Origin of the sequence: Arthrobacter sp. H5 (assembly GCF_000520595.1) — a bacterium.
Lineage (GTDB): Bacteria > Actinomycetota > Actinomycetes > Actinomycetales > Micrococcaceae > Arthrobacter_D.
The window spans coordinates 1-17,515 of record NZ_KI915016.1 but is presented as its reverse complement, the minus strand read 5'-3'; the positions used below and the strand labels follow the sequence as shown (position 1 = coordinate 17,515).

Sequence of the window (17,515 nt, the reverse complement as noted above, 5' to 3'; positions counted from 1 at the left end):
CGCTCCGGCGCCGGATCCCGCAGGGTACTTGTCAGGCCGAGTCCGGCGGCCACCATGGCGCCCACACTGATGGCCGCAACAATCCAGGTGTTGAGCTCCGCCCTTTCCATACCTCCAAGTATCCCCATTTATGATGAGACGGAGATGAGAACCCGGAGAATGCGGGCAGGCGGGTGAAACGCGATCCTCATCAGACTCTCATTCCGGGGGCCTACAGTGATGGTGAGCGGTCGGACAGCCACGTCGGCGCCAGGCCGCCAGGAAAATCCCCGAATAGACAGGAGCGGTTCCATGAAGATTGATCTGCTGAAATACTTTCCCGCCGCCATCGCCCTGAGCGCGTTGTTTCTCACTGGGTGTGACGATACGCAGCCAGCGGAAGTTCCCCAGGACCAGGAGCAGCAGCAAGAGAACGGAGACACAGGCGACGACAACGGGGGCGAGGGTGGAGGCGGCGATGGCGACGATGATGGCGGCCAGAACGACGACGGCGACGACGATTAGACGGAGCCGGACGCAAGCCGATCAAGCAACGGCTCTGTCCGGTACGGGATGTGCTCGTGCAGCGCCAGCACAGTTTCGGTGCGGATAACCCCTTTGATCCGCAGGATCGAACGCAGCGCCGACTGCAGGTGATGCGTGTCCGTTGCGGCGACCCGGCACCAGACATCGCCCCGGCCGGAAATTTCGTGTACTTCCAGGACCTGATGCAGGGTACGCAGGGCGGAAACGACACCATCGAGTTCGCGGTGCGTTACTTCTATGGTCACGAAGGCCACAACGTCGTATCCCAGCGACTCGAGGTCCAGTTCTCTCCCACTGCGCCTGAGGACACCCGATTTCAGTAGCCGTCTGATGCGTGTCTGTGCGGTGTTGCGGGCGACGCCCAGCACCGTGCTGAGCTCGCCGATCTGTGAACGCGGGTCCTTGACGAGCTCCAGGAGCAGCCGCAAATCGACAGTGTCGAGGGAAGTCATAGATTTCTCCGTTTGGCTCAATCGGAATCAATACAGATCACTGATTTTGAGCACGATGATCATTATCAGCAACCATTTCCGACCATTGTAGCGGCAATAGTTCATTCTAGAGATTGAAATGTAAGCCAAACCGAGGAGTGGCATTGAGCGTCATCAGCGAGTTGCGGATGCGGCCTGCCGATGCGCACCGATGGGGCTGGGACGCGTCCACCAAGGCACGACTGGTGCTCGCCGTCGTCGTTATCTCAGCTCTCCTGATCGGCGCCAATCTGGCTACGCCACTCTATGCGCTGATCCAGACCGACCTTGGACTCTCGGCGTTCGACACCACTGTCGCGTTTTCCGCCTATGTGTTCACCCTGGTGGGCGGCCTGATGATGGTGGGTCACTGGTCGGACCATATCGGTCGTCGTGCGGCCTTGGTGCTGGCGGTTCTCACAGGTGTTGCGGGTCTGGCTGTCTTTGGGCTTGCAACCTCCCTGCCGGTGCTGGTGCTGGGACGCTGTCTGCAGGGCGCGGCTGTTGCCCTGGCCACAGGCGCCAGCGCGGCTGCGCTTCGCGACCTGCTGCCGCACAGGCCGGAATGGGCGTCCAGGTTCACGCTGCTTGCATCCGCGGGCGGCGTCGCGGCCGGCCCGGTGATCGGCGGACTATTGTCTCTGCTGCCGGACCCCACCACGCTTCCCTTTGCACTCTATGGGGGAGTTCTTGCCATGGTGCTGCTCCCGCTTCTGGTGTTGAAAGCGCGGCCAGCCATCAAGCCGGCAGTTCAGCCGCGGCCGCTCACGGCCCTCAGGCCGCGCAGGCCCACCATATCGAGGGCTGCAGCCCGTTCCTTCTGGACAGCCTCCATCATCGGGTTCCTCAGCTTTTCCGTCTTCGGATTCACGCTCAGCCTCGCTCCTACCTATTTCACAGACATCACCGGCGAGGTTGGCCGACCGGTCATCGGCCTGCTGGCTGCGCTGGTTCTGGCATCCTCTGCGTTCAGTCAGTTGCTGTCGCTGCGTGGAAGGTTTCTGGTGCCTGCCGGCCTGATGCTGATGGGATGTGGTGTGGCGGGCATCCCCGTTGCACATCTGGCTGGAAGTCTTCCACTGCTGGTGGTGTGCTGCCTCGCCGCAGGAGTGGGCCAGGGCGCCGCGTTCCGGGTTGTGTTCAACAAGGTGGCCATGCAAGTGGAACCGTCTCAGCACGCGCAGATCATCAGCACCGTTTACGTCATTACCTACCTTGGAAGCGCGGTGCCGGTCCTCGGCCTCGGAGCGTTGGCAACTGCGTGGGGCCTTGACGCCGCGGTTGCCGCGTTCTCCGCAGCCATTACCGTCGCGTGCCTGGTAATGGCTGCGCTAGTGGCCCGAAGGGCTGTCTCTCGCAGTTTGGGCCGCAGACCGCCAGCGCTCTAGGGGTGCGGTTGGGGGAGTCGAGTGGGGCTACAAGCTACCACCTGAGGCAACTGGACAAGCATGACTTCGTGCGAGAGATCGAAGGCCGGGGTTCGGCGCGTGAGCGCTGGTGGGAGCGGACGCCGGGCTCCCTGAGTATCCATTCCCAAGAGCTCGGCGACGATCCGGCCACCAAGGACGCGTTGCGTATGGTCAACCGCCAGTTTGGCCATAGCCGTGCTCAACTGCTTGAGGATTTTATGGAGCACGGTGACAACCTGCTCCCACCGGAATGGTCGGAGGGTTCCAACATCTCAACCATGAACACACGGTTGACAGCTGCCGAGCTTACGGAGTTGTCCAATGACCTCCACAGCTACGCGCGGGAACTCTTCGACCAGTACCGGCACCGCAATGACAACAACCCCAATGCCCGCGCGGTGCAGATCCACATTAATGCATTCCCTAATCCTGCGGGACCAGTTTTCGGCACCCGTCACGGCCGAGAAAGAGGCAAAAAAAATGACTGCAATCACAAGTTATCCATCAATGGCGAAACCCGCTGGCTTCGAAGCGCTACTGATCACCGTTGGCCGCTTCCTGATCACGGCAGGGGAGCGGCTTGCTGTGGAACATCAACGCAGCCGCGAAGCCTTCGCACAGCACGAGGAGCAGTTGCGCGACCGGACGGCGATGCGCCACTCGGGGCTCTGGAGCTGATTTCTTAGGGCAGCGGCCCCGCGTTCCCCGCCATATGGTCGAAGACCAGCGTGGTTTCGGTATGGCCCACCACCGGATCGGTGGTGAGGTGATCCAGCACCCAGTCCCTGAGCACTTCACTGTTCGCGACGGCAAGATGGATCATATAGTCCACCGAACCCGCTACGTGGAAGGTGGAGACCACTTCGGGGAGCCGCGGAACCCGGGAGGTGAAGCGGTCGATCTCGTCTCGGTTGTGTCCCTTGAGACGGACTGAAACCAGCGCCTGAACCGAGCGTCCTACGGACGGAAGGTGTAGCTGGGCGTGGTAGCCGGTGATGACTCCCCGTTCAATGAGCTGGCGCGTCCTCAGCAGCGCGGTGGACGGCGCAACACCTACGTGTTCGGCCAGCTGGGCATTGGTAATCCGGGCGTCCGCCACCAGTGCCGACACTATGTTGCGGTCGATGGAATCCAGTTCGGCTCCGGTCGGCTGGCTGGGCTGGGCCACTGTCACATCCTCGTCTGCATCGGGGGTCCTCCCAGAGTACCGGGGCGACGATGTGCGGCGGGCACGGGTCGTGGGAGCTGCCATGAATTGTTTGTACTCTTAGACGCATGCCCAAATCTCCTGACCCTGAACTGGCCGATGTCGTTGGCCTCGACATCGGTGGCACCAAAACGCACGGCGTGCGGTGGCGCAACGGTGCTGTCGTGGCTGAGGCAAAAACGGGCAGCGCCAACGTGCAGAATGTTTCGACGGATGCAGCGGCCCGGAACCTGGCCGATCTGTTTACCAGCCTTGGTGGCCGGGTGGGGATAGTCATCGCGGGGTCGGGCGGCGTGGACACGGACGACGACGCCGCGCAGCTTCGTGCGCTGATTGCGCCCCATGCGCCCGGTGCCAGTGTGGACGTGGTGCATGACACCCGCCTGATTCTCGCCGCCGGCGGCGCGTCGACGGGGATAGCTGTCATTGTGGGAACCGGTTCGGTTGCGTGGGGAGTGGACGCGGCTGGGCGTGAGGCGCGTTCCGGTGGGTGGGGGTACCTGCTGGGGGATGAAGGCAGCGGATATTGGGTGGGCCGCGAGGCCGTCCGCCTGACGCTGCACCGGTTCAATCTTGAACACGAACCAGGGATTCTTGGAGACTCCGTGCTCAAGGCCAATGGTGTCCACAACCCGGAGGAATTGATTGCACTCTTCCACGGGGAAACCGGACGGCGCTACTGGGCGGGCCAGGCCGGACTGGTGTTTTCAGCTGCCGCGGCCGGGGACACAGGTGCAGCCGGCATTATTGATGCTGCCGCTGCGCACATCTGCTCACTGGTGGCGGATGTTGCGGGCGTTCTCCGAGTGAGCGGACCGGTCATCATTGGCGGCGGACTGGCCGTCAACCAGCCCGCCATGCAAAGCCTGATCACAAGCGGTCTGCTGGCACGGGAACTGGATGGTGTGCGTTTCCTGACGGCGGATCCGGTGATGGGCGTCGAATACCTGCTGCGTGCTGGCATTCCGGTCGACTGAATCGGCGCCAGCGCCCGCCTCCAGGTCACCTGTCCACGGTCCGGGAGGCCAGTGTTGCGGTGCTGTTATCGATCAACCGGTCCAACTGTTCGCGGAGGACGGCGTCGTCCACGCCACGGTCCACTCGGCCAAGTTCGGTCTCGAGTCCATGCCAGGCGGCGTCGGTGAGACGGCGGCCCGAAAGCGTCAGGTCAACCAGGTTGGACCTTGGGTCTCCCTCATGAATGCGCACATCCAGCAGGCCCCGCGCGCTCAACAACTGCACCCGCTGAGTAACTGAGGCACGGCTGACGCCGAGGGAATCGGCGATCGACTGTTGTTTCGACGGCCCGTTAATTCGCACAACCAGTAAAAGTAGAAACGGCGCATAGCGGATACCATGCCCGGCCAGAAGATAGTTATCCGCCACCCGGTTGACGAGGACGGTTGCCCGGTGCAGTTTGAACACCGTCGAGTTGCGCAGATCCATATCGTTAAGTAGTTAACAATTCATGCGGGAAGTCAAGAGCCCTCAATGGCGGCGAAATAGCGTCCCACAAAATTCCATCACATCAGCAGGTCCTCCTCGAACGGCCGGTAGATACGCTTGGGACCATGGCTACGGAATGGGACACCCGCGTTGGTGCGTACGGCGTAATTGTCAAAAACGGCGCTGTTCTGCTGGCGCATTGGAACGAAGGTGGAAAGACAGGCTGGACACTCCCGGGTGGCGGGCTCGAATTGGGTGAGGATGCGCCCGCGGCCGCTGTCCGTGAAATTTTCGAGGAGACTGGCTACACAGCGCAGCTGGACGGCCTGCTCGGAGTGGACAGCCACCATGTTCCCGTGCACGAGCGGATGTCCAGGACGAACCGGCCTCTTCACGCCCTGCGCATCATTTACCGCGCGCACACCGTGGCGGGTTCGCTGGTACACGAGTCCGACGGTTCCACCGATGAGGCCGCGTGGATACCTCTGGAAAGCGTCCCGGACTTGCACCGTGTAGGGCTGGTGGACACCGCGTTGGAACTCTACTGCCAAAACGCCGCCAAAGCGCTACCATAGATTTCGTCGGTCCCGGCAAGAGGCGAACACAACAAGGAGGTGGGTAGTCATGAAGAAGGTCATTGTCCCTGCGGTTTTTCCCCGTATACAACCCATGAAACCCGCCTCACCGACGTTGCCGCGTAAGTAGAACCAGCTGAACCAAGTCCGGCGACCAACGGTGAGGCCTCAACTGAGGATCAACGTTGAACAATCTACTGAGCTACGGCTTTAACGACCGCATCAGCAGTCTCTTTTCCTTTCATTTCCCTGTCACGCTGTCTCCGTCCGTCCAGCCAGCCCGCGTGATCCGGGTGGACCGCGGGAGGGTGCTTCTCGCTACAGCCGAGGGCACTGAGCATGTGGAGATACAGCGTGAACTCGCCACCGGCGATTGGGTGGCGTTGGAAACCGGGAACGACGACGGCACGGATGCCGCCGTCGTCGGCCTCGTTCCCCGCTACTCGACTCTGCAGCGCAAGAAGGCGTTCGACCCGCTGGCCGAGGCCCAAGTGCTGGCTGCCAACATTGACCTCGTCGGCGTTGTGGTCCCGATTGACCGGCCGCTTTCGCATAACCGGCTCGAACGGACCCTTGTCGCAGCCTGGGATTCCGGCGCAGTGCCGCTGGTGATCCTGACCAAGGCCGATCTTTCCAGCCGTTTCGACGACGTGGTGGCGCAGACCGTGGATCAGGCGCGCGGAGTGGAAGTGTTCACCACATCGGCCGAAACCGGGGACGGCCTCGATGCTCTCCTGCTCCGGGTGGGTGCCGGTCAGACTGTTGCCTTCCTGGGACCATCCGGCGCCGGCAAATCCACGCTGATCAATGCCCTGGTGGGTGAGGACATCCAAGACACCGGGGATGTTCGTGCCGGAGACGCAAGAGGGCGGCATACGACCACTGCCAGGGAACTGATTCCACTGCGGGGTGGATCTGTTTTGATGGACACGCCAGGGGTGCGGGGCTTTGCGCTGTGGGATGCGGAGGCTGGCATGGAGGCGGTGTTCGGAGACATCGAGGAACTGTTCGGGCAATGCCGCTTCAACGACTGCGGCCATGAATCCGAGCCCGGGTGCGCTGTCCAGGACGCCATCTCCAACGGGACGCTCGAGGAGCGCCGGTGGAACAGCTACCGCAAGATGCAGCGGGAGTTGGCCAGGCTTCACCGAAGGCAAAACAGTGCTGAGCAGCGCAAGCACGCGCGCGGTTTTCACAAGATGGACAAGGAGGCGGCGATGGCAAAGGACTATCGCAACAGGTTCCGGGAGGCCTGATTCCGAGGTGCGGCAGATTGGAATGACGCCCACTGCCGCGTTGGATGCATCACAATTCAACGCGGCAGGGGTTCGCTGTGGCATCCTTTGGTAATGGCGGAATTCAAGCAATCAAACAAGCTCCAGAATGTTCTCTATGACATTAGGGGGCCGCTGCTTGAGCACGCCAAGTACATGGAGGCGGAAGGCCACCGCATCCTGAAGCTGAACATCGGAAATCCCGCCCCGTTCGGATTTGAGGCGCCCGACGCAATCCTGGTGGATATGATCCGGCATCTGCCCAAGGCCCAGGGATACAGTGACTCACGGGGTATCTTTTCCGCCCGGACCGCCGTCGTACAGTATTACCAAAGCCGTGGAATCCAGCACATTGATGTTGACGACGTCTATCTGGGCAACGGCGTCAGCGAGCTCATTACACTCTCGCTCCAGGCATTGCTCAACACCGGCGACGAGATCCTGATTCCCACGCCCGACTATCCCCTCTGGACTGCTTCCGTCAGCCTGGCCGGTGGAACGGCTGTGCACTACCTGTGTGACGAGGAGAACCACTGGTGGCCTGACCTTGAGGACATGGAATCGAAGATCACCCCCCGCACCAAGGGAATTGTTCTGATCAACCCCAACAATCCCACCGGCGCGGTGTACCCGAAACCGGTTATCGAACAGATTGTTGAACTGGCACGCCGGAACAACCTCATCATTTTCACGGACGAGATCTACGAAAAAATCCTGTACGACGACGCCGTTCACATCAATGCTGCATCCATCACCGGGGACGATGTGCTCTGCTTGACGTTCAGCGGGCTCTCGAAGGCCTACCGGATAGCAGGCTTCCGCAGCGGCTGGATGGCGATCTCCGGCCCCAAGCACCGCGCGGCCAACTACATCGAGGGCATCAACCTGCTGGCAAACATGAGGTTGTGCGCCAACGTTCCTGCCCAGCATGCCATCCAGACTGCCCTCGGCGGATATCAAAGCATCAACGACCTCATTCTCCCGGGCGGCCGGTTGAAGCAACAGCGGGACAAGGCCTACGAACTGCTCAATCAGATTCCGGGCGTGACGTGTGAACTGGCCCAAGGCGCCCTGTACCTCTTCCCCAAGCTCGATCCAGAGGTCTACCCCATTAAGAATGATGAGCAGTTTGCCCTGGACCTGCTCAAGCAGCAGAAGATCCTTATTTCCCACGGCAGCGCGTTTAATTGGGTCAATACTGACCACTTCCGCATGGTCACTTTGCCGAGTGTCGAGGATATCGAAGACGCCATCGGCCGCCTGGCTGAGTTCCTGAGCACGTATAAGCCCTGACCGAGTTCCATTAAGGAGAGTGCCATGTCATCCAGTCCGCAGTTCGATGTCAGCCCAAGCCAATCCCTCCTGGCCGCCCCGGACATTCGTTTGGATGCCATCGACGCGTCCGCCACGCCAGGCTTCGGTGGCGGAAAGAAGGAGGGTAGGCTGCGGCTCGCCGCCGGAGAGGAATCGTTGTCGCAGCTGCAGGAGAAGCTGTTTGCCGAGAGCCGCTTCGGAAGCGAGATCTCCGTACTCCTCATCCTCCAAGCCATGGACACCGCAGGCAAAGCGGGAGTAGTCCGCCATGTGGTGGGCGCCGTTGATCCCCAGGGCGTTCACCATCACGCCTTCAAAGCCCCCACCGCAGCCGAGAAACGTCATCCATTCCTCTGGCGCATCGAAAAGCAACTGCCCACCGCCGGAATGATCGGTGTATTCGACCGCTCCCACTATGAAGACGTCCTTATTCACCGCGTGCGCAGCTTCTCCACGCCTGAGGTGATCGAGGAGCGGTATCAGGCGATCCGTGACTTTGAGGCGGGCCTGGTCAAAGGTGGAACACGCGTCATCAAGGTGATGCTGCACATCAGCGCAGAGGAACAGAAGAAGAGGCTGGCCGAACGGCTCGAACGCCGGGACAAGCACTGGAAGTACAACCCGGGTGATCTTGAGGAACGGGCACACTGGAACGCCTACCAGGAGGCTTACCAGATTGCGATTGAACGCACGAGCACACCGGATTCACCGTGGTACGTGGTGCCGGCCAACCGGAAGTGGTATGCACGCATAGCCGTTCAGCAACTCCTGATCGACGCGTTGAACCAGATGCAGCTCAGCTGGCCAAAAGCCACCTTCGACGTGCGGCAAGAAATGGTCAAGCTCGCCGCGACCTGATTCGTTGTGAGCGCATCTCCACGCGCTCGTTCCCCGGTGATCGACCAAGGGCTGTCAGGCCCGCGTGGAGATCCGCCCTACTCGCTGTCCGTGGAGCTGGTTTTTTCCCGGGCCGCGACGAGACGTTTGCGCGCGCCTTCCAGCCAGGATTCGCAGTGATCGGCCAGCTCCTCGCCGCGTTGCCACAGGGCGAGCGACTGTTCCAAGGTGACCCCGCCGGTCTCTAGCTGGCTGACCACTTTCACGAGCTGCTCCCGGGCCTCCTCGTAGCTCAGGCCGGAAACGTCGGCTTCCTGAAGCTTGGCGGCCTCTGGGGATGATTGGCTCATAAAGTACTTACTTTCTTCTCTGATTGCTGTTGGAGGTGCGGCCAGGTGGCAGTTCCGGCACCGGGCGGGCAACCGCCTGTGCCGGAATTTCGCCCTTGGCCACCCTGATGGAGAGCTCTGTGCCGGGCTCAACAATTGCAGCCTCCCGGACTATGGAACCGTCAGCAAGCTGTACCACGGCGTAGCCGCGGTCCAGGGTCTTCTGCGGTGACAAGGACCGTATCTGTGCCCGGAAGTGCCCAATCCGGTCGATGTCGCGGTTGACTGCGGCTTCAACCGCGACCATCGCCCGGTTGCGCAGCCGGTGAACATCCTCCGCACGCACAGTGACCATCCCGCCGGGCTGCGCCAGCACGGGCCTGGACCTCAGCTGCGCCAGCCTCTCGGTCTCCCGTCTGAGCAGCAGGTCAACTGCGCGGGATATCTGCGCCTTGGCCTGGCGGATACGATCAAGTTCCTCCGAGACATCCGGGACCACACGTTTGGCGGCGTCGGTCGGAGTGGACGCGCGCAGATCGGCAACCTCGTCAAGGAGTGGGCGGTCCGCCTCATGACCGATCGCGCTCACCACCGGCGTAGTCGAGGCGAAGACTGCCCGGATCAGTTCTTCACTGCTGAACGGGAGGAGATCCTCCATGGATCCTCCACCCCGGGCGATGATAATCACATCAACAGCCTGTATCGCGTCGAGCTCGGCCAGCGCCCTGGTGATCTGGGAAACCGAGCTGACGCCCTGTACTGCAACTTCCCGGATTTCAAACTCCACCGCAGGCCACCTGAGGCTGGCGTTGCGCAGCACGTCCTTCATTGCATCTGAATCCCGCCCGGTGATCAGCCCGATGCGGTGTGGCAGTAACGGAAGCGCCTTCTTGCGCGCGGCCGCAAACAATCCCTCTCCGGCGAGTGCATGGCGCAGCCGCTCGATTCGAGCCAGCAGGTCTCCCAGACCGACGGGACGGATGTCCCAGGCCTGCATGGAGAGACGGCCGGTTTTCACCCAGAAGTCCGGTTTGAGCCGGGCGACCACCCGGGATCCCCGTTCCAGCGGGATGGACAACCGCTCCATCACCGTCCCCCAGACCGTGAGTGAGAGCGAGATCTCGGCATCGACATCCCTCAGGGTGACGAAGCACATGGTGCCTCGTTTGTTGAGTTCGATCACCTGGCCCTCTACCCAGGCAGCCGGTGCACGTTCAATGTGCGCCTTAAGTTTTTCGGACAGCAGATGCAGGGGCCATGGGTTCTCAGCAGAGGTTTCCGCAGCGGTTTCGGGCAACGTGGATTCCATTGGCCGTACGCCAGCTGGCCCGGCGGATGCGGGGGCCTGTTGCTGCGCGCCGTCGTGGTTCATTGGTGGGATCTCCAGATTGTGTGTCAGAGTCTCATGGTCCTCTGGGTTAATGTCTATCAGCTTGCACCCACCTTCGCTGATTTCAGGGGCCGGTGTGGAGGAGAGGAGCACGCACGAGAGCGAAGCACCAGCCAACACAGGCATAATCGATCAAGGGCTTCACCGGCCCTCAAGAACACAGGGGAGCGGATGCGGACTCTTGGATCGGCCTTTTTTGCTTTGTTTGCGCTTGTACTGGGCGCTCTCGCACTACCGGGCGCATGGGTGGACGCAAACCTCGTCGCCGAAGATGGATTCATCGAACTTGCGTCCCCGCTGGCGTCCAACCCGCAGTTCACTGAAGCACTCACCACAGCGCTGGCGGAGGAGACCACCGCCGGCGTCGGACTGCCCGATGGGTTGAACGAGATCGTTGCTCCCGTGATCACGGAAGTCGCCGGGCAGATCACAGGGCTGCCGGAATTCAACCAGGCGTGGGATGAATCCCTGCGCAGGTCGCATGCACTCACCTTCGCCGATCCCCGGTCGCTTCCGGCGGAAGCCGACTCATCGTCGTCGTTGACTCTGGACATCGCTCCAGTGGTGGGACTCTCCCTGCAGGCTGTGGGTGACCAGCTTGGAGTTGAGGTGCCCCAACCCGAACAGACCCTGATTAATATTGGCCAGTCCAATCAGCGGGCGCTCCTGGATCGGCTGGAGACAGCGGCTTCGCTGTGGCCGGCGATGGCTGTCGCTGCAGCAGTCGGAGCGGTGCTCAGCCTGCTCTTTGCGCGTCGGCGGAGTACTACCCTCGCACTGCTGGGCGTGGGGATAGTTGTGATCGGGGCGGCATACTGGTTCCTTGCCGGTCTGGCGCCAGGTGTGGTTGAACGGACACCCGATGCGGATGCTGTTGCCGCTGTTTTCAAGGACGGACTGACTGGGCGGGCGGTTGATTCCATCCAGCCCTACTGTCTCGCGGTCGCTGCCGCCGGAGTAATACTACTGGTGGGTGGGATTGCCGGGCGGCTGTTGAGTGGACCGCGGCGCTGAGCAGTGAAAGATCGGGGCTGATGGCAGACTCAGACCGCAATCGATGGCGCTCGGCTCTGAGCGGACAACGCAACAGTGCCGGGACTTCCTGCAGATCCAGCAGATAGCATGGGCACTATGACCAGCACAGCAGTTTCGGTGCCTATGCCCACAGTTCCCCGCCGGCGCCGTTCGCCCGAAGAGGTTCATTCCGCAGCGCCGGTGACCGGCCCCCGAAAGGTACTGCTCGCGGCTCCCCGTGGATATTGCGCGGGCGTGGACCGGGCGGTGATTGCCGTTGAGAAGGCGCTGGAGCACTATGGCCCGCCGGTGTATGTGCGCAAGCAGATTGTGCATAACCTTCACGTCGTCAGCACCTTGGAGGAAAAGGGAGCGATTTTCGTAGAAGAGAACGACGAGGTTCCGGAGGGCGCCCTGGTGGTGTTCTCCGCGCACGGAGTATCGCCCGCCGTCGTGCAGTCCGCCGCGGACCGCGGCCTGCGGACCATCGATGCAACGTGCCCGCTGGTCACCAAAGTCCATCGTGAAGCGGTCCGTTTCGCCAAGGACGATTTTGACATTCTGCTGATCGGCCATGAGGGACACGAGGAAGTGGAAGGCACCTCGGGGGAGGCGCCCGAGCACATCCAGATTGTCAACGGTCCCGAAGACGTGGACAAGGTGACGGTCCGCGACCCGGACAGGGTGATCTGGCTCTCGCAGACCACGCTCAGCGTCGACGAGACTATGCTGACGGTCAACCTCCTAAAGGCGCGTTTCCCCACTCTCCAGGATCCGCCCAGCGATGACATCTGCTACGCAACATCCAACCGGCAGGCGGCCATCAAGAAGATTTCACCGAGCGCTGATCTGGTGATTGTTGTTGGATCCGCCAATTCGTCCAACTCGGTCCGGTTGGTCGAGGTGGCATTGGAATACGGGGCCAAGGCCTCACACCGGGTGGATTTTGCCAATCAGGTGGATGAGGCCTGGTTCGAAGGTGTGTCCACCGTTGGCGTGACCTCGGGTGCGTCAGTGCCGGAGAACCTGGTGCAGGACGTGCTGAATCTGCTGGCCCAGTATGGCTACGGGGATGTTGAAGAGGTTGTCACGGCTGAGGAGGACATCATTTTCTCGCTGCCAAAGGAAATCCGTGCAGCATTGAAGGCTATGGGGGACTCCTCCCGCGGGCTGGGAGGCCGGGGCCAGCGCCCAGCGAGTTGAGTGGATGGCCACGCTGACTTGGCGGCCGTGGTCGATCACCGCTCCCGGCGATCGACCAAGCGAGGAACGAGATCTCAGGCGCTCCGTTCCACTTCTTCGCCATCGATGAGTTCGGGCGCGCCAAGAAGCCGCGGGGTTGCGTCGACGGCTGGAACTGCGGCCTGATCTGATTGGTCGAGTGACCCCGCATCAAAGGCATTGATCTTCCGGGCGGTGGGCAGGACACGCGACTCCAGGGTGCCCACAAAGGAGTTGTATCTCTCCACCGAGCTCCTGAGCGAGTTGCCGAGTTTTGCGACGTGACCCCCCATGGTCCCCAGCCGCTCGTAGAGTTCCCGGGAGAGGGTGAACAGCTCGCGCGCGTTCTCCGTCAGTACTTCCTGCCGCCAGCTGAACGCAGTGCCCTTGAGGATAGCCAGCAGCGATACGGGTGAGGCCAGTGCCACGTTGCGGGAGAAGGCATAGTCAAGCAGGCTGGGGTCTGCCTGAAGAGCCGACGACAGGACAGACTCTGCGGGGATGAAGCAGACGACTAGTTCCGGTGAGTTTTCAGTGCCGTCCCAGTACTTTTTCCGGGCGAGTGCGTCAACATGCTGCCTCAGCGCTTTGGCATGCTGCACAAGCAGCGCGGTGCGGCGGTCCTCCGGGACCGGCTGTTGCGGGTCGATGTGCCCGCCCGTTTGACCATGCGCTTCAAGGTAGGCGCTGAGCGGCACTTTCGCGTCGACGACCAACTGTTTGTTGCCCGGCAGGTGAACCACCATGTCCGGTCGCGCAGACGTGGAGCCGGTCTCGGTGCTGACCACATTAATGGTGGCCTGCTCCAGAAAGTCCACCCGGGGGAGCATTCCCGCGGCCTCAACTACCCTGCGCAGCTGTATTTCTCCCCACTGGCCCCGCGCACTGTTGCTTCGGAGTGCTGACGCGAGCGAATGGGTGGTGGACAGCAACCTGGCGTCAGCGAGTCGAGCCTCCTGCAGCAGTTCGGCAAGCTGCCCGTACTGCTGTGCACGTTCCCGTTCAAGCAGTCCCACCTGCGACTGCACCTGGCCCAACTTCTCCGCGACGGGCGCTAGCGCGCGCAGCACGGAGTTGTCCCCTGAAGCTTGATCAGTTAGTTGGTGGTTTTGGGTTAGCAGCAGTCTGCTCTCTGCCTCGGCAGCAGCGCGCGCTGACGCGGCCTGCCCAAGCCGGGTGGCGGCGTCGTCAATTTCGCTCCGCAACTGCCCGACCCGGCGCCGCATGGGCACAGCCATCCCGACCGCACCCAACAGGGCGCCGGTGAGAAGGGCCAATGTCAGCAGGGCCATCAGTAATCCGTCCATGTATCCACCATTGCAGGCCGCTCTGACATTTCCAGCTCAAGCCTGCCCGGCGCGCTGGGATGGACCACAGAACGGTAGACTCTACTCCCGTGGCTCTTACTATTGGCATCGTCGGACTGCCCAACGTCGGCAAATCAACCCTGTTCAATGCACTGACCCGAAACGCGGTTCTTGCGGCGAACTATCCGTTCGCAACGATTGAGCCAAACATCGGAATGGTCAGCCTGCCCGATCCGCGCTTGGAGAAGCTTGCTGGAGTTTTCGCCTCTCAGCGCATCCTGCCGGCGTCTGTCTCCTTTGTGGACATCGCCGGGATTGTTAAGGGGGCTTCGGAAGGGGAGGGACTGGGCAACCAGTTCCTCGCGAATATCCGGGAGGCGGAGGCGATAGCTCAGGTCATCAGGGTTTTCGATGACCCCGACGTGGTGCATGTGGATGGCAAAGTGGACCCCAGCTCCGATATGGAGACCATCAACACAGAACTCATCCTTGCCGATCTTCAGACAATGGAGAAAGCCATCCCCAGGATTGAGAAGGAAGTCAAGATCAAGAAGCGTGAACCGGCGCAGCTGGCGGCTCTGCTGGCTGCGCAGGTTGTGCTTGAGCGCGGGGACACGATCTTTTCCTCGGTGGCTTCGGACAAGCTGGAGATGGAGCACCTGCGGGAACTCAGCCTGCTCACGGCCAAGCCCTTCATCTATGTATTCAATGCGGATGATGCAGTCCTGGCGAGCGAGGAGCGGATGACGGAGTTGCGTTCCCTCGTAGCCCCGGCCGACTGCATCTTCCTGGACGCCAAGCTCGAATCCGACCTCGTTGAGCTTGACCCCGAGGAAGCGCGGGAGATGCTGGAGATGAACGGCCAGGATGAATCCGGTCTGGACCAGCTTGCCCATGTCGGATTCCATACCTTGGGGCTGCAGACCTATCTGACAGCAGGGCCCAAAGAGACACGTGCCTGGACCATTAAGAAGGGTGCCACAGCACCTGAGGCAGCGGGGGTCATCCACACTGACTTCCAGCGTGGCTTCATCAAGGCCGAGGTTGTTTCCTTCCACGACTTGATGGATGCAGGATCCATGGCTGAGGCAAAGTCGCGCGGGAAGGTCCGGATCGAAGGCAAGGACTACGTCATGTCCGACGGCGATGTGGTGGAGTTTAGATTCAATGTGTAGTCGCGTTGCGCTCTAACGTCTCCTCACGCACGTTTTGGACACGGCCCCGCTTGCTTCGGCAACCGGGGCCGTGTCAGCGTGTGCGTGGATCGGATAGCGCGCGGCATTAGTTGTCCTGCCGCTCGCGACAAACATGTCACCACGAACGTCACCAAGCTAGCACTAGCAAGGCGGAGAAATGTCGAAATTTGCGACTAGCGCTCTCGCTCGAAATTACCAATCCTTGGTAGTATATAAGGATGGCTCAGAACACCTCAATCAGCCTCGACGACCACTTCGCGGGCTTCCTCTCCCGCGAAGTCGAGACCGGACGGTACCGGTCTGCCAGCGAAGTCGTCCGTGCTGGACTCCGGTTACTGGAAGACCAAGAGACGCATATGTCGGCGCTGAGGGCAGCGCTCATTACGGGCGAAGAGAGTGGCGGGCCGGAGGATTTCGACTTCGAAGCCTTTGTCGCGTCGAAGAGGTCATGAAGAGCATTCGTCTCACACCGGCTGCGCAGAAAGACCTGTCATCGATCTGGGACTTCACTCAGGAGCGATGGGATGAGAATCAGGCTGAGATCTACATATCCGAGATGAGGGCGGCGATCGAGCGCATCGCTTCTGACCCTCATCGCGGACGGACTTGCGACGACATTCGTGAGGGATACCGTCGCTACGGCATCGGCAGCCATCTGGTCTTCTATATCGACAAAAGCGACAGTGTGGACGTGATCCGCATCCTGCACCAACGTATGGATCCGACACGGCACTTGTAGGTGGTTCTGGTGGCTGGCTGAGAGGTTGGTTCGTGTCGGAACTCGGTGGAATTTAGATTCAATGTGGAGGCCCGGGCATCTTTTCCGGGTTCCGGTAGCCGTTGCATAGTAATAAGTTTCAGGATTGGCTTGATTCTGCCGCAGCAGTTTAAACCTCGGTCCGAAGTCCCCCGTCTAGCCAAGGTGTCCCTTGCGGGACGCCCGTTCCGGGCTGAAAATGTTGTTGTGGTCGCCTGTCGATGCCGTTATCCCTATGGTTCGTTGAGGCCGTCGTCTAGCCGGGCATTGGGGATCACGCCGTGGGCCCTTCACTGTTGCCGATTGATTGAGCACGAGGACTAGATTCAGCTTTTCCCCGTTGTGATTCCCGCAGGCGGCCACCTGTCCATATCAGGTACGAGGGTAGGGAAAGGTCGGGCGAGGGCCGTGTTGGCGCAGTCCCAGGATGAGGAACAGATTATTGCCAGGGTTGCTGCCCTGGATATTGGCAAGGCCGAAGTAGCGTGTTGTGTCCGGGTTCCCGGTCCGGAGGGTTCGAGGAAGCGGTTGCAGGAAGTCTCGACGCACTCGACGATGACCCGGTCATTGACCGAGTTGGCTCATCACCTCCTGGATCTGGGGGTCGAGCGGGTGGTGATGGAGGCGACCAGCGATTACTGGAAACCGGTATTTTATCTGCTGGAGGCCCACGGGTTGGATCCGTGGCTGGTCAACGCCCGCGACGTGAAGCACCTGCCGGGCCGGCCCAAAACGGATGTGATCGACGCGGTCTGGCTGTGTAAGGTCGCCGAACGCCAGATGCTGCGTCCAAGTTTCGTCCCGCCGGTACCGATCCGCCAGCTGCGGGATCTGACCAGGTACCGGATCGATCTCGTCGGGGTCCGGGGCGCGGAGAAGAACCGGGTGGAGAAACTCCTCGAGGATGCCTGCATCAAGCTCTCCGTTGTCGCCTCGGACATTTTCGGGGTCTCCGGCCGGGCGATGATGGCCGCGCTGATCAATGGGGAACGGAACCCAAAAGTCTTGGCGCAAATGGCACGGGCCCGCATGCGCACCAAGATCGGCGCCCTCGAGGAAGCCTTCACTGGCCACTTCGATGACCACCACCGGTTCCTGCTGGCCACCATGCTCGAACGCGTCGATCGCATCAACGCAGATATCGCTGCGGTCGACGCGCAGATCGAGGTGGCGCTGGCCCCTTTCGCGGAAGCGGCGGCACGCCTGGATGAAATCCCCGGCATCGGCCCGGTCGCCGCCGCTAC

Annotated in this window: 20 protein-coding genes; 14 read left to right on the top strand and 6 right to left on the bottom strand. The window is 61.4% G+C overall.

Annotation, left to right across the window (positions count from 1 at the left end):
• Positions 1-291 precede the first annotated feature (291 nt).
• Positions 292-504, top strand: a complete 213-nt coding sequence (locus Y708_RS0117425) for a hypothetical protein (RefSeq protein ID WP_035776728.1) — start codon at positions 292-294, stop codon at positions 502-504.
• On the opposite strand, the gene Y708_RS0117420 is transcribed toward Y708_RS0117425, so the two are convergent.
• Positions 501-977, bottom strand: coding sequence for an Lrp/AsnC family transcriptional regulator (locus Y708_RS0117420; RefSeq protein WP_028280917.1), 477 nt, complete (start codon positions 975-977; stop codon positions 501-503). The genes Y708_RS0117425 and Y708_RS0117420 overlap by 4 nt on opposite strands.
• Positions 978-1,120: 143 nt before the next feature.
• Here Y708_RS0117420 and Y708_RS25975 point away from each other — a divergent pair, with 143 nt between their 5' ends.
• Both Y708_RS25975 and Y708_RS29370 read left to right on the top strand, forming a co-directional pair.
• Positions 1,121-2,383, top strand: a complete 1,263-nt coding sequence (locus Y708_RS25975; RefSeq protein ID WP_035776727.1) for an MFS transporter — start codon at positions 1,121-1,123, stop codon at positions 2,381-2,383.
• A gap of 501 nt (positions 2,384-2,884) precedes the next feature.
• Positions 2,885-3,082: a hypothetical protein gene (locus Y708_RS29370; protein WP_155853917.1), complete on the top strand. Its 198-nt coding sequence runs from the start codon at positions 2,885-2,887 to the stop codon at positions 3,080-3,082.
• A gap of 4 nt (positions 3,083-3,086) precedes the next feature.
• Here the strand turns inward: Y708_RS29370 and Y708_RS0117395 are convergent, their stop codons facing one another.
• Positions 3,087-3,656, bottom strand: coding sequence for an Lrp/AsnC family transcriptional regulator (locus tag Y708_RS0117395; RefSeq protein WP_081746941.1), 570 nt, complete (start codon positions 3,654-3,656; stop codon positions 3,087-3,089).
• A gap of 23 nt (positions 3,657-3,679) precedes the next feature.
• Here Y708_RS0117395 and Y708_RS0117390 point away from each other — a divergent pair, with 23 nt between their 5' ends.
• The gene (locus Y708_RS0117390; protein ID WP_028280913.1) at positions 3,680-4,588 is read left to right on the top strand and encodes an N-acetylglucosamine kinase; all 909 of its coding nucleotides are present in this window, start codon (positions 3,680-3,682) and stop codon (positions 4,586-4,588) included.
• A 25-nt stretch (positions 4,589-4,613) separates the two neighbouring features.
• Here the strand turns inward: Y708_RS0117390 and Y708_RS25970 are convergent, their stop codons facing one another.
• Entirely contained in the window at positions 4,614-5,057 is a 444-nt protein-coding gene (locus Y708_RS25970; protein ID WP_035776726.1) for a MarR family winged helix-turn-helix transcriptional regulator, read from the bottom strand.
• A gap of 125 nt (positions 5,058-5,182) precedes the next feature.
• Here Y708_RS25970 and Y708_RS0117380 point away from each other — a divergent pair, with 125 nt between their 5' ends.
• From Y708_RS0117380 to Y708_RS0117365, 4 genes are all read left to right on the top strand, one after another.
• Positions 5,183-5,632 carry an NUDIX hydrolase gene (locus Y708_RS0117380; RefSeq protein ID WP_028280912.1) on the top strand — a complete coding sequence of 150 codons (450 nt, stop codon included), beginning with the start codon at positions 5,183-5,185 and terminating at the stop codon, positions 5,630-5,632.
• Between the two features lie 185 nt (positions 5,633-5,817).
• On the top strand, positions 5,818-6,888 hold the full coding sequence (gene rsgA, locus Y708_RS25965; protein ID WP_051479116.1) for a ribosome small subunit-dependent GTPase A: 1,071 nt from the start codon (positions 5,818-5,820) through the stop codon (positions 6,886-6,888).
• A gap of 93 nt (positions 6,889-6,981) precedes the next feature.
• On the top strand, positions 6,982-8,199 hold the full coding sequence (locus tag Y708_RS0117370; RefSeq protein WP_028280911.1) for a pyridoxal phosphate-dependent aminotransferase: 1,218 nt from the start codon (positions 6,982-6,984) through the stop codon (positions 8,197-8,199).
• 24 nt (positions 8,200-8,223) lie between these two features.
• Positions 8,224-9,078 carry a PPK2 family polyphosphate kinase gene (locus tag Y708_RS0117365; RefSeq protein WP_028280910.1) on the top strand — a complete coding sequence of 285 codons (855 nt, stop codon included), beginning with the start codon at positions 8,224-8,226 and terminating at the stop codon, positions 9,076-9,078.
• A gap of 77 nt (positions 9,079-9,155) precedes the next feature.
• Here Y708_RS0117365 and Y708_RS0117360 read toward each other — a convergent pair whose 3' ends face one another.
• Together Y708_RS0117360 and xseA are read right to left on the bottom strand one after the other, a co-directional pair.
• Positions 9,156-9,407: an exodeoxyribonuclease VII small subunit gene (locus Y708_RS0117360; protein WP_028280909.1), complete on the bottom strand. Its 252-nt coding sequence runs from the start codon at positions 9,405-9,407 to the stop codon at positions 9,156-9,158.
• Between the two features lie 7 nt (positions 9,408-9,414).
• Positions 9,415-10,695: an exodeoxyribonuclease VII large subunit gene (gene xseA / locus Y708_RS25960; RefSeq protein WP_051479121.1), complete on the bottom strand. Its 1,281-nt coding sequence runs from the start codon at positions 10,693-10,695 to the stop codon at positions 9,415-9,417.
• A gap of 252 nt (positions 10,696-10,947) precedes the next feature.
• Here xseA and Y708_RS0117350 point away from each other — a divergent pair, with 252 nt between their 5' ends.
• Together Y708_RS0117350 and Y708_RS0117345 are read left to right on the top strand one after the other, a co-directional pair.
• A complete protein-coding gene (locus Y708_RS0117350) occupies positions 10,948-11,790 on the top strand; it encodes a hypothetical protein (protein WP_028280908.1) in 843 nt (280 codons plus the stop codon).
• Positions 11,791-11,907: 117 nt separating this feature from the next.
• On the top strand, positions 11,908-12,993 hold the full coding sequence (locus tag Y708_RS0117345; RefSeq protein WP_028280907.1) for a 4-hydroxy-3-methylbut-2-enyl diphosphate reductase: 1,086 nt from the start codon (positions 11,908-11,910) through the stop codon (positions 12,991-12,993).
• A gap of 74 nt (positions 12,994-13,067) precedes the next feature.
• On the opposite strand, the gene Y708_RS0117340 is transcribed toward Y708_RS0117345, so the two are convergent.
• A complete protein-coding gene (locus Y708_RS0117340; RefSeq protein WP_028280906.1) occupies positions 13,068-14,318 on the bottom strand; it encodes a DNA recombination protein RmuC in 1,251 nt (416 codons plus the stop codon).
• Between the two features lie 89 nt (positions 14,319-14,407).
• On the opposite strand from Y708_RS0117340, the gene ychF reads away from it, so the two are divergent.
• From ychF to Y708_RS0117320, 4 genes are all read left to right on the top strand, one after another.
• Complete coding sequence (gene ychF / locus Y708_RS0117335) at positions 14,408-15,493, top strand: redox-regulated ATPase YchF (RefSeq protein WP_028280905.1); 1,086 nt, start codon at positions 14,408-14,410, stop codon at positions 15,491-15,493.
• Between the two features lie 239 nt (positions 15,494-15,732).
• Positions 15,733-15,966 (top strand): type II toxin-antitoxin system ParD family antitoxin, encoded by a 234-nt coding sequence (locus Y708_RS0117330; RefSeq protein WP_028280904.1) that lies wholly within the window; start codon positions 15,733-15,735, stop codon positions 15,964-15,966.
• Positions 15,963-16,253, top strand: a complete 291-nt coding sequence (locus tag Y708_RS0117325; protein ID WP_028280903.1) for a type II toxin-antitoxin system RelE/ParE family toxin — start codon at positions 15,963-15,965, stop codon at positions 16,251-16,253. The genes Y708_RS0117330 and Y708_RS0117325 overlap by 4 nt, the downstream gene beginning before the upstream one ends.
• Before the next feature lie 426 nt (positions 16,254-16,679).
• The coding region (locus tag Y708_RS0117320; protein ID WP_035776731.1) for an IS110 family RNA-guided transposase at positions 16,680-17,515 on the top strand (836 nt) is incomplete at its 3' end.

Coding starts and splice junctions, on each gene's coding strand:
- Y708_RS0117425 (WP_035776728.1), top strand. CDS start 292: ATGAAGATTGATCTGCTGAAATACTTTCCCGCCGCCATCGCCCTGAGC.
- Y708_RS0117420 (WP_028280917.1), bottom strand. CDS start 977: ATGACTTCCCTCGACACTGTCGATTTGCGGCTGCTCCTGGAGCTCGTC.
- Y708_RS29370 (WP_155853917.1), top strand. CDS start 2,885: ATGACTGCAATCACAAGTTATCCATCAATGGCGAAACCCGCTGGCTTC.
- Y708_RS0117395 (WP_081746941.1), bottom strand. CDS start 3,656: ATGGCAGCTCCCACGACCCGTGCCCGCCGCACATCGTCGCCCCGGTAC.
- Y708_RS0117390 (WP_028280913.1), top strand. CDS start 3,680: ATGCCCAAATCTCCTGACCCTGAACTGGCCGATGTCGTTGGCCTCGAC.
- Y708_RS25970 (WP_035776726.1), bottom strand. CDS start 5,057: ATGGATCTGCGCAACTCGACGGTGTTCAAACTGCACCGGGCAACCGTC.
- Y708_RS0117380 (WP_028280912.1), top strand. CDS start 5,183: ATGGCTACGGAATGGGACACCCGCGTTGGTGCGTACGGCGTAATTGTC.
- Y708_RS0117370 (WP_028280911.1), top strand. CDS start 6,982: ATGGCGGAATTCAAGCAATCAAACAAGCTCCAGAATGTTCTCTATGAC.
- Y708_RS0117365 (WP_028280910.1), top strand. CDS start 8,224: ATGTCATCCAGTCCGCAGTTCGATGTCAGCCCAAGCCAATCCCTCCTG.
- Y708_RS0117360 (WP_028280909.1), bottom strand. CDS start 9,407: ATGAGCCAATCATCCCCAGAGGCCGCCAAGCTTCAGGAAGCCGACGTT.
- xseA (WP_051479121.1), bottom strand. CDS start 10,695: ATGGAATCCACGTTGCCCGAAACCGCTGCGGAAACCTCTGCTGAGAAC.
- Y708_RS0117350 (WP_028280908.1), top strand. CDS start 10,948: ATGCGGACTCTTGGATCGGCCTTTTTTGCTTTGTTTGCGCTTGTACTG.
- Y708_RS0117345 (WP_028280907.1), top strand. CDS start 11,908: ATGACCAGCACAGCAGTTTCGGTGCCTATGCCCACAGTTCCCCGCCGG.
- Y708_RS0117340 (WP_028280906.1), bottom strand. CDS start 14,318: ATGGACGGATTACTGATGGCCCTGCTGACATTGGCCCTTCTCACCGGC.
- Y708_RS0117330 (WP_028280904.1), top strand. CDS start 15,733: ATGGCTCAGAACACCTCAATCAGCCTCGACGACCACTTCGCGGGCTTC.
- Y708_RS0117325 (WP_028280903.1), top strand. CDS start 15,963: ATGAAGAGCATTCGTCTCACACCGGCTGCGCAGAAAGACCTGTCATCG.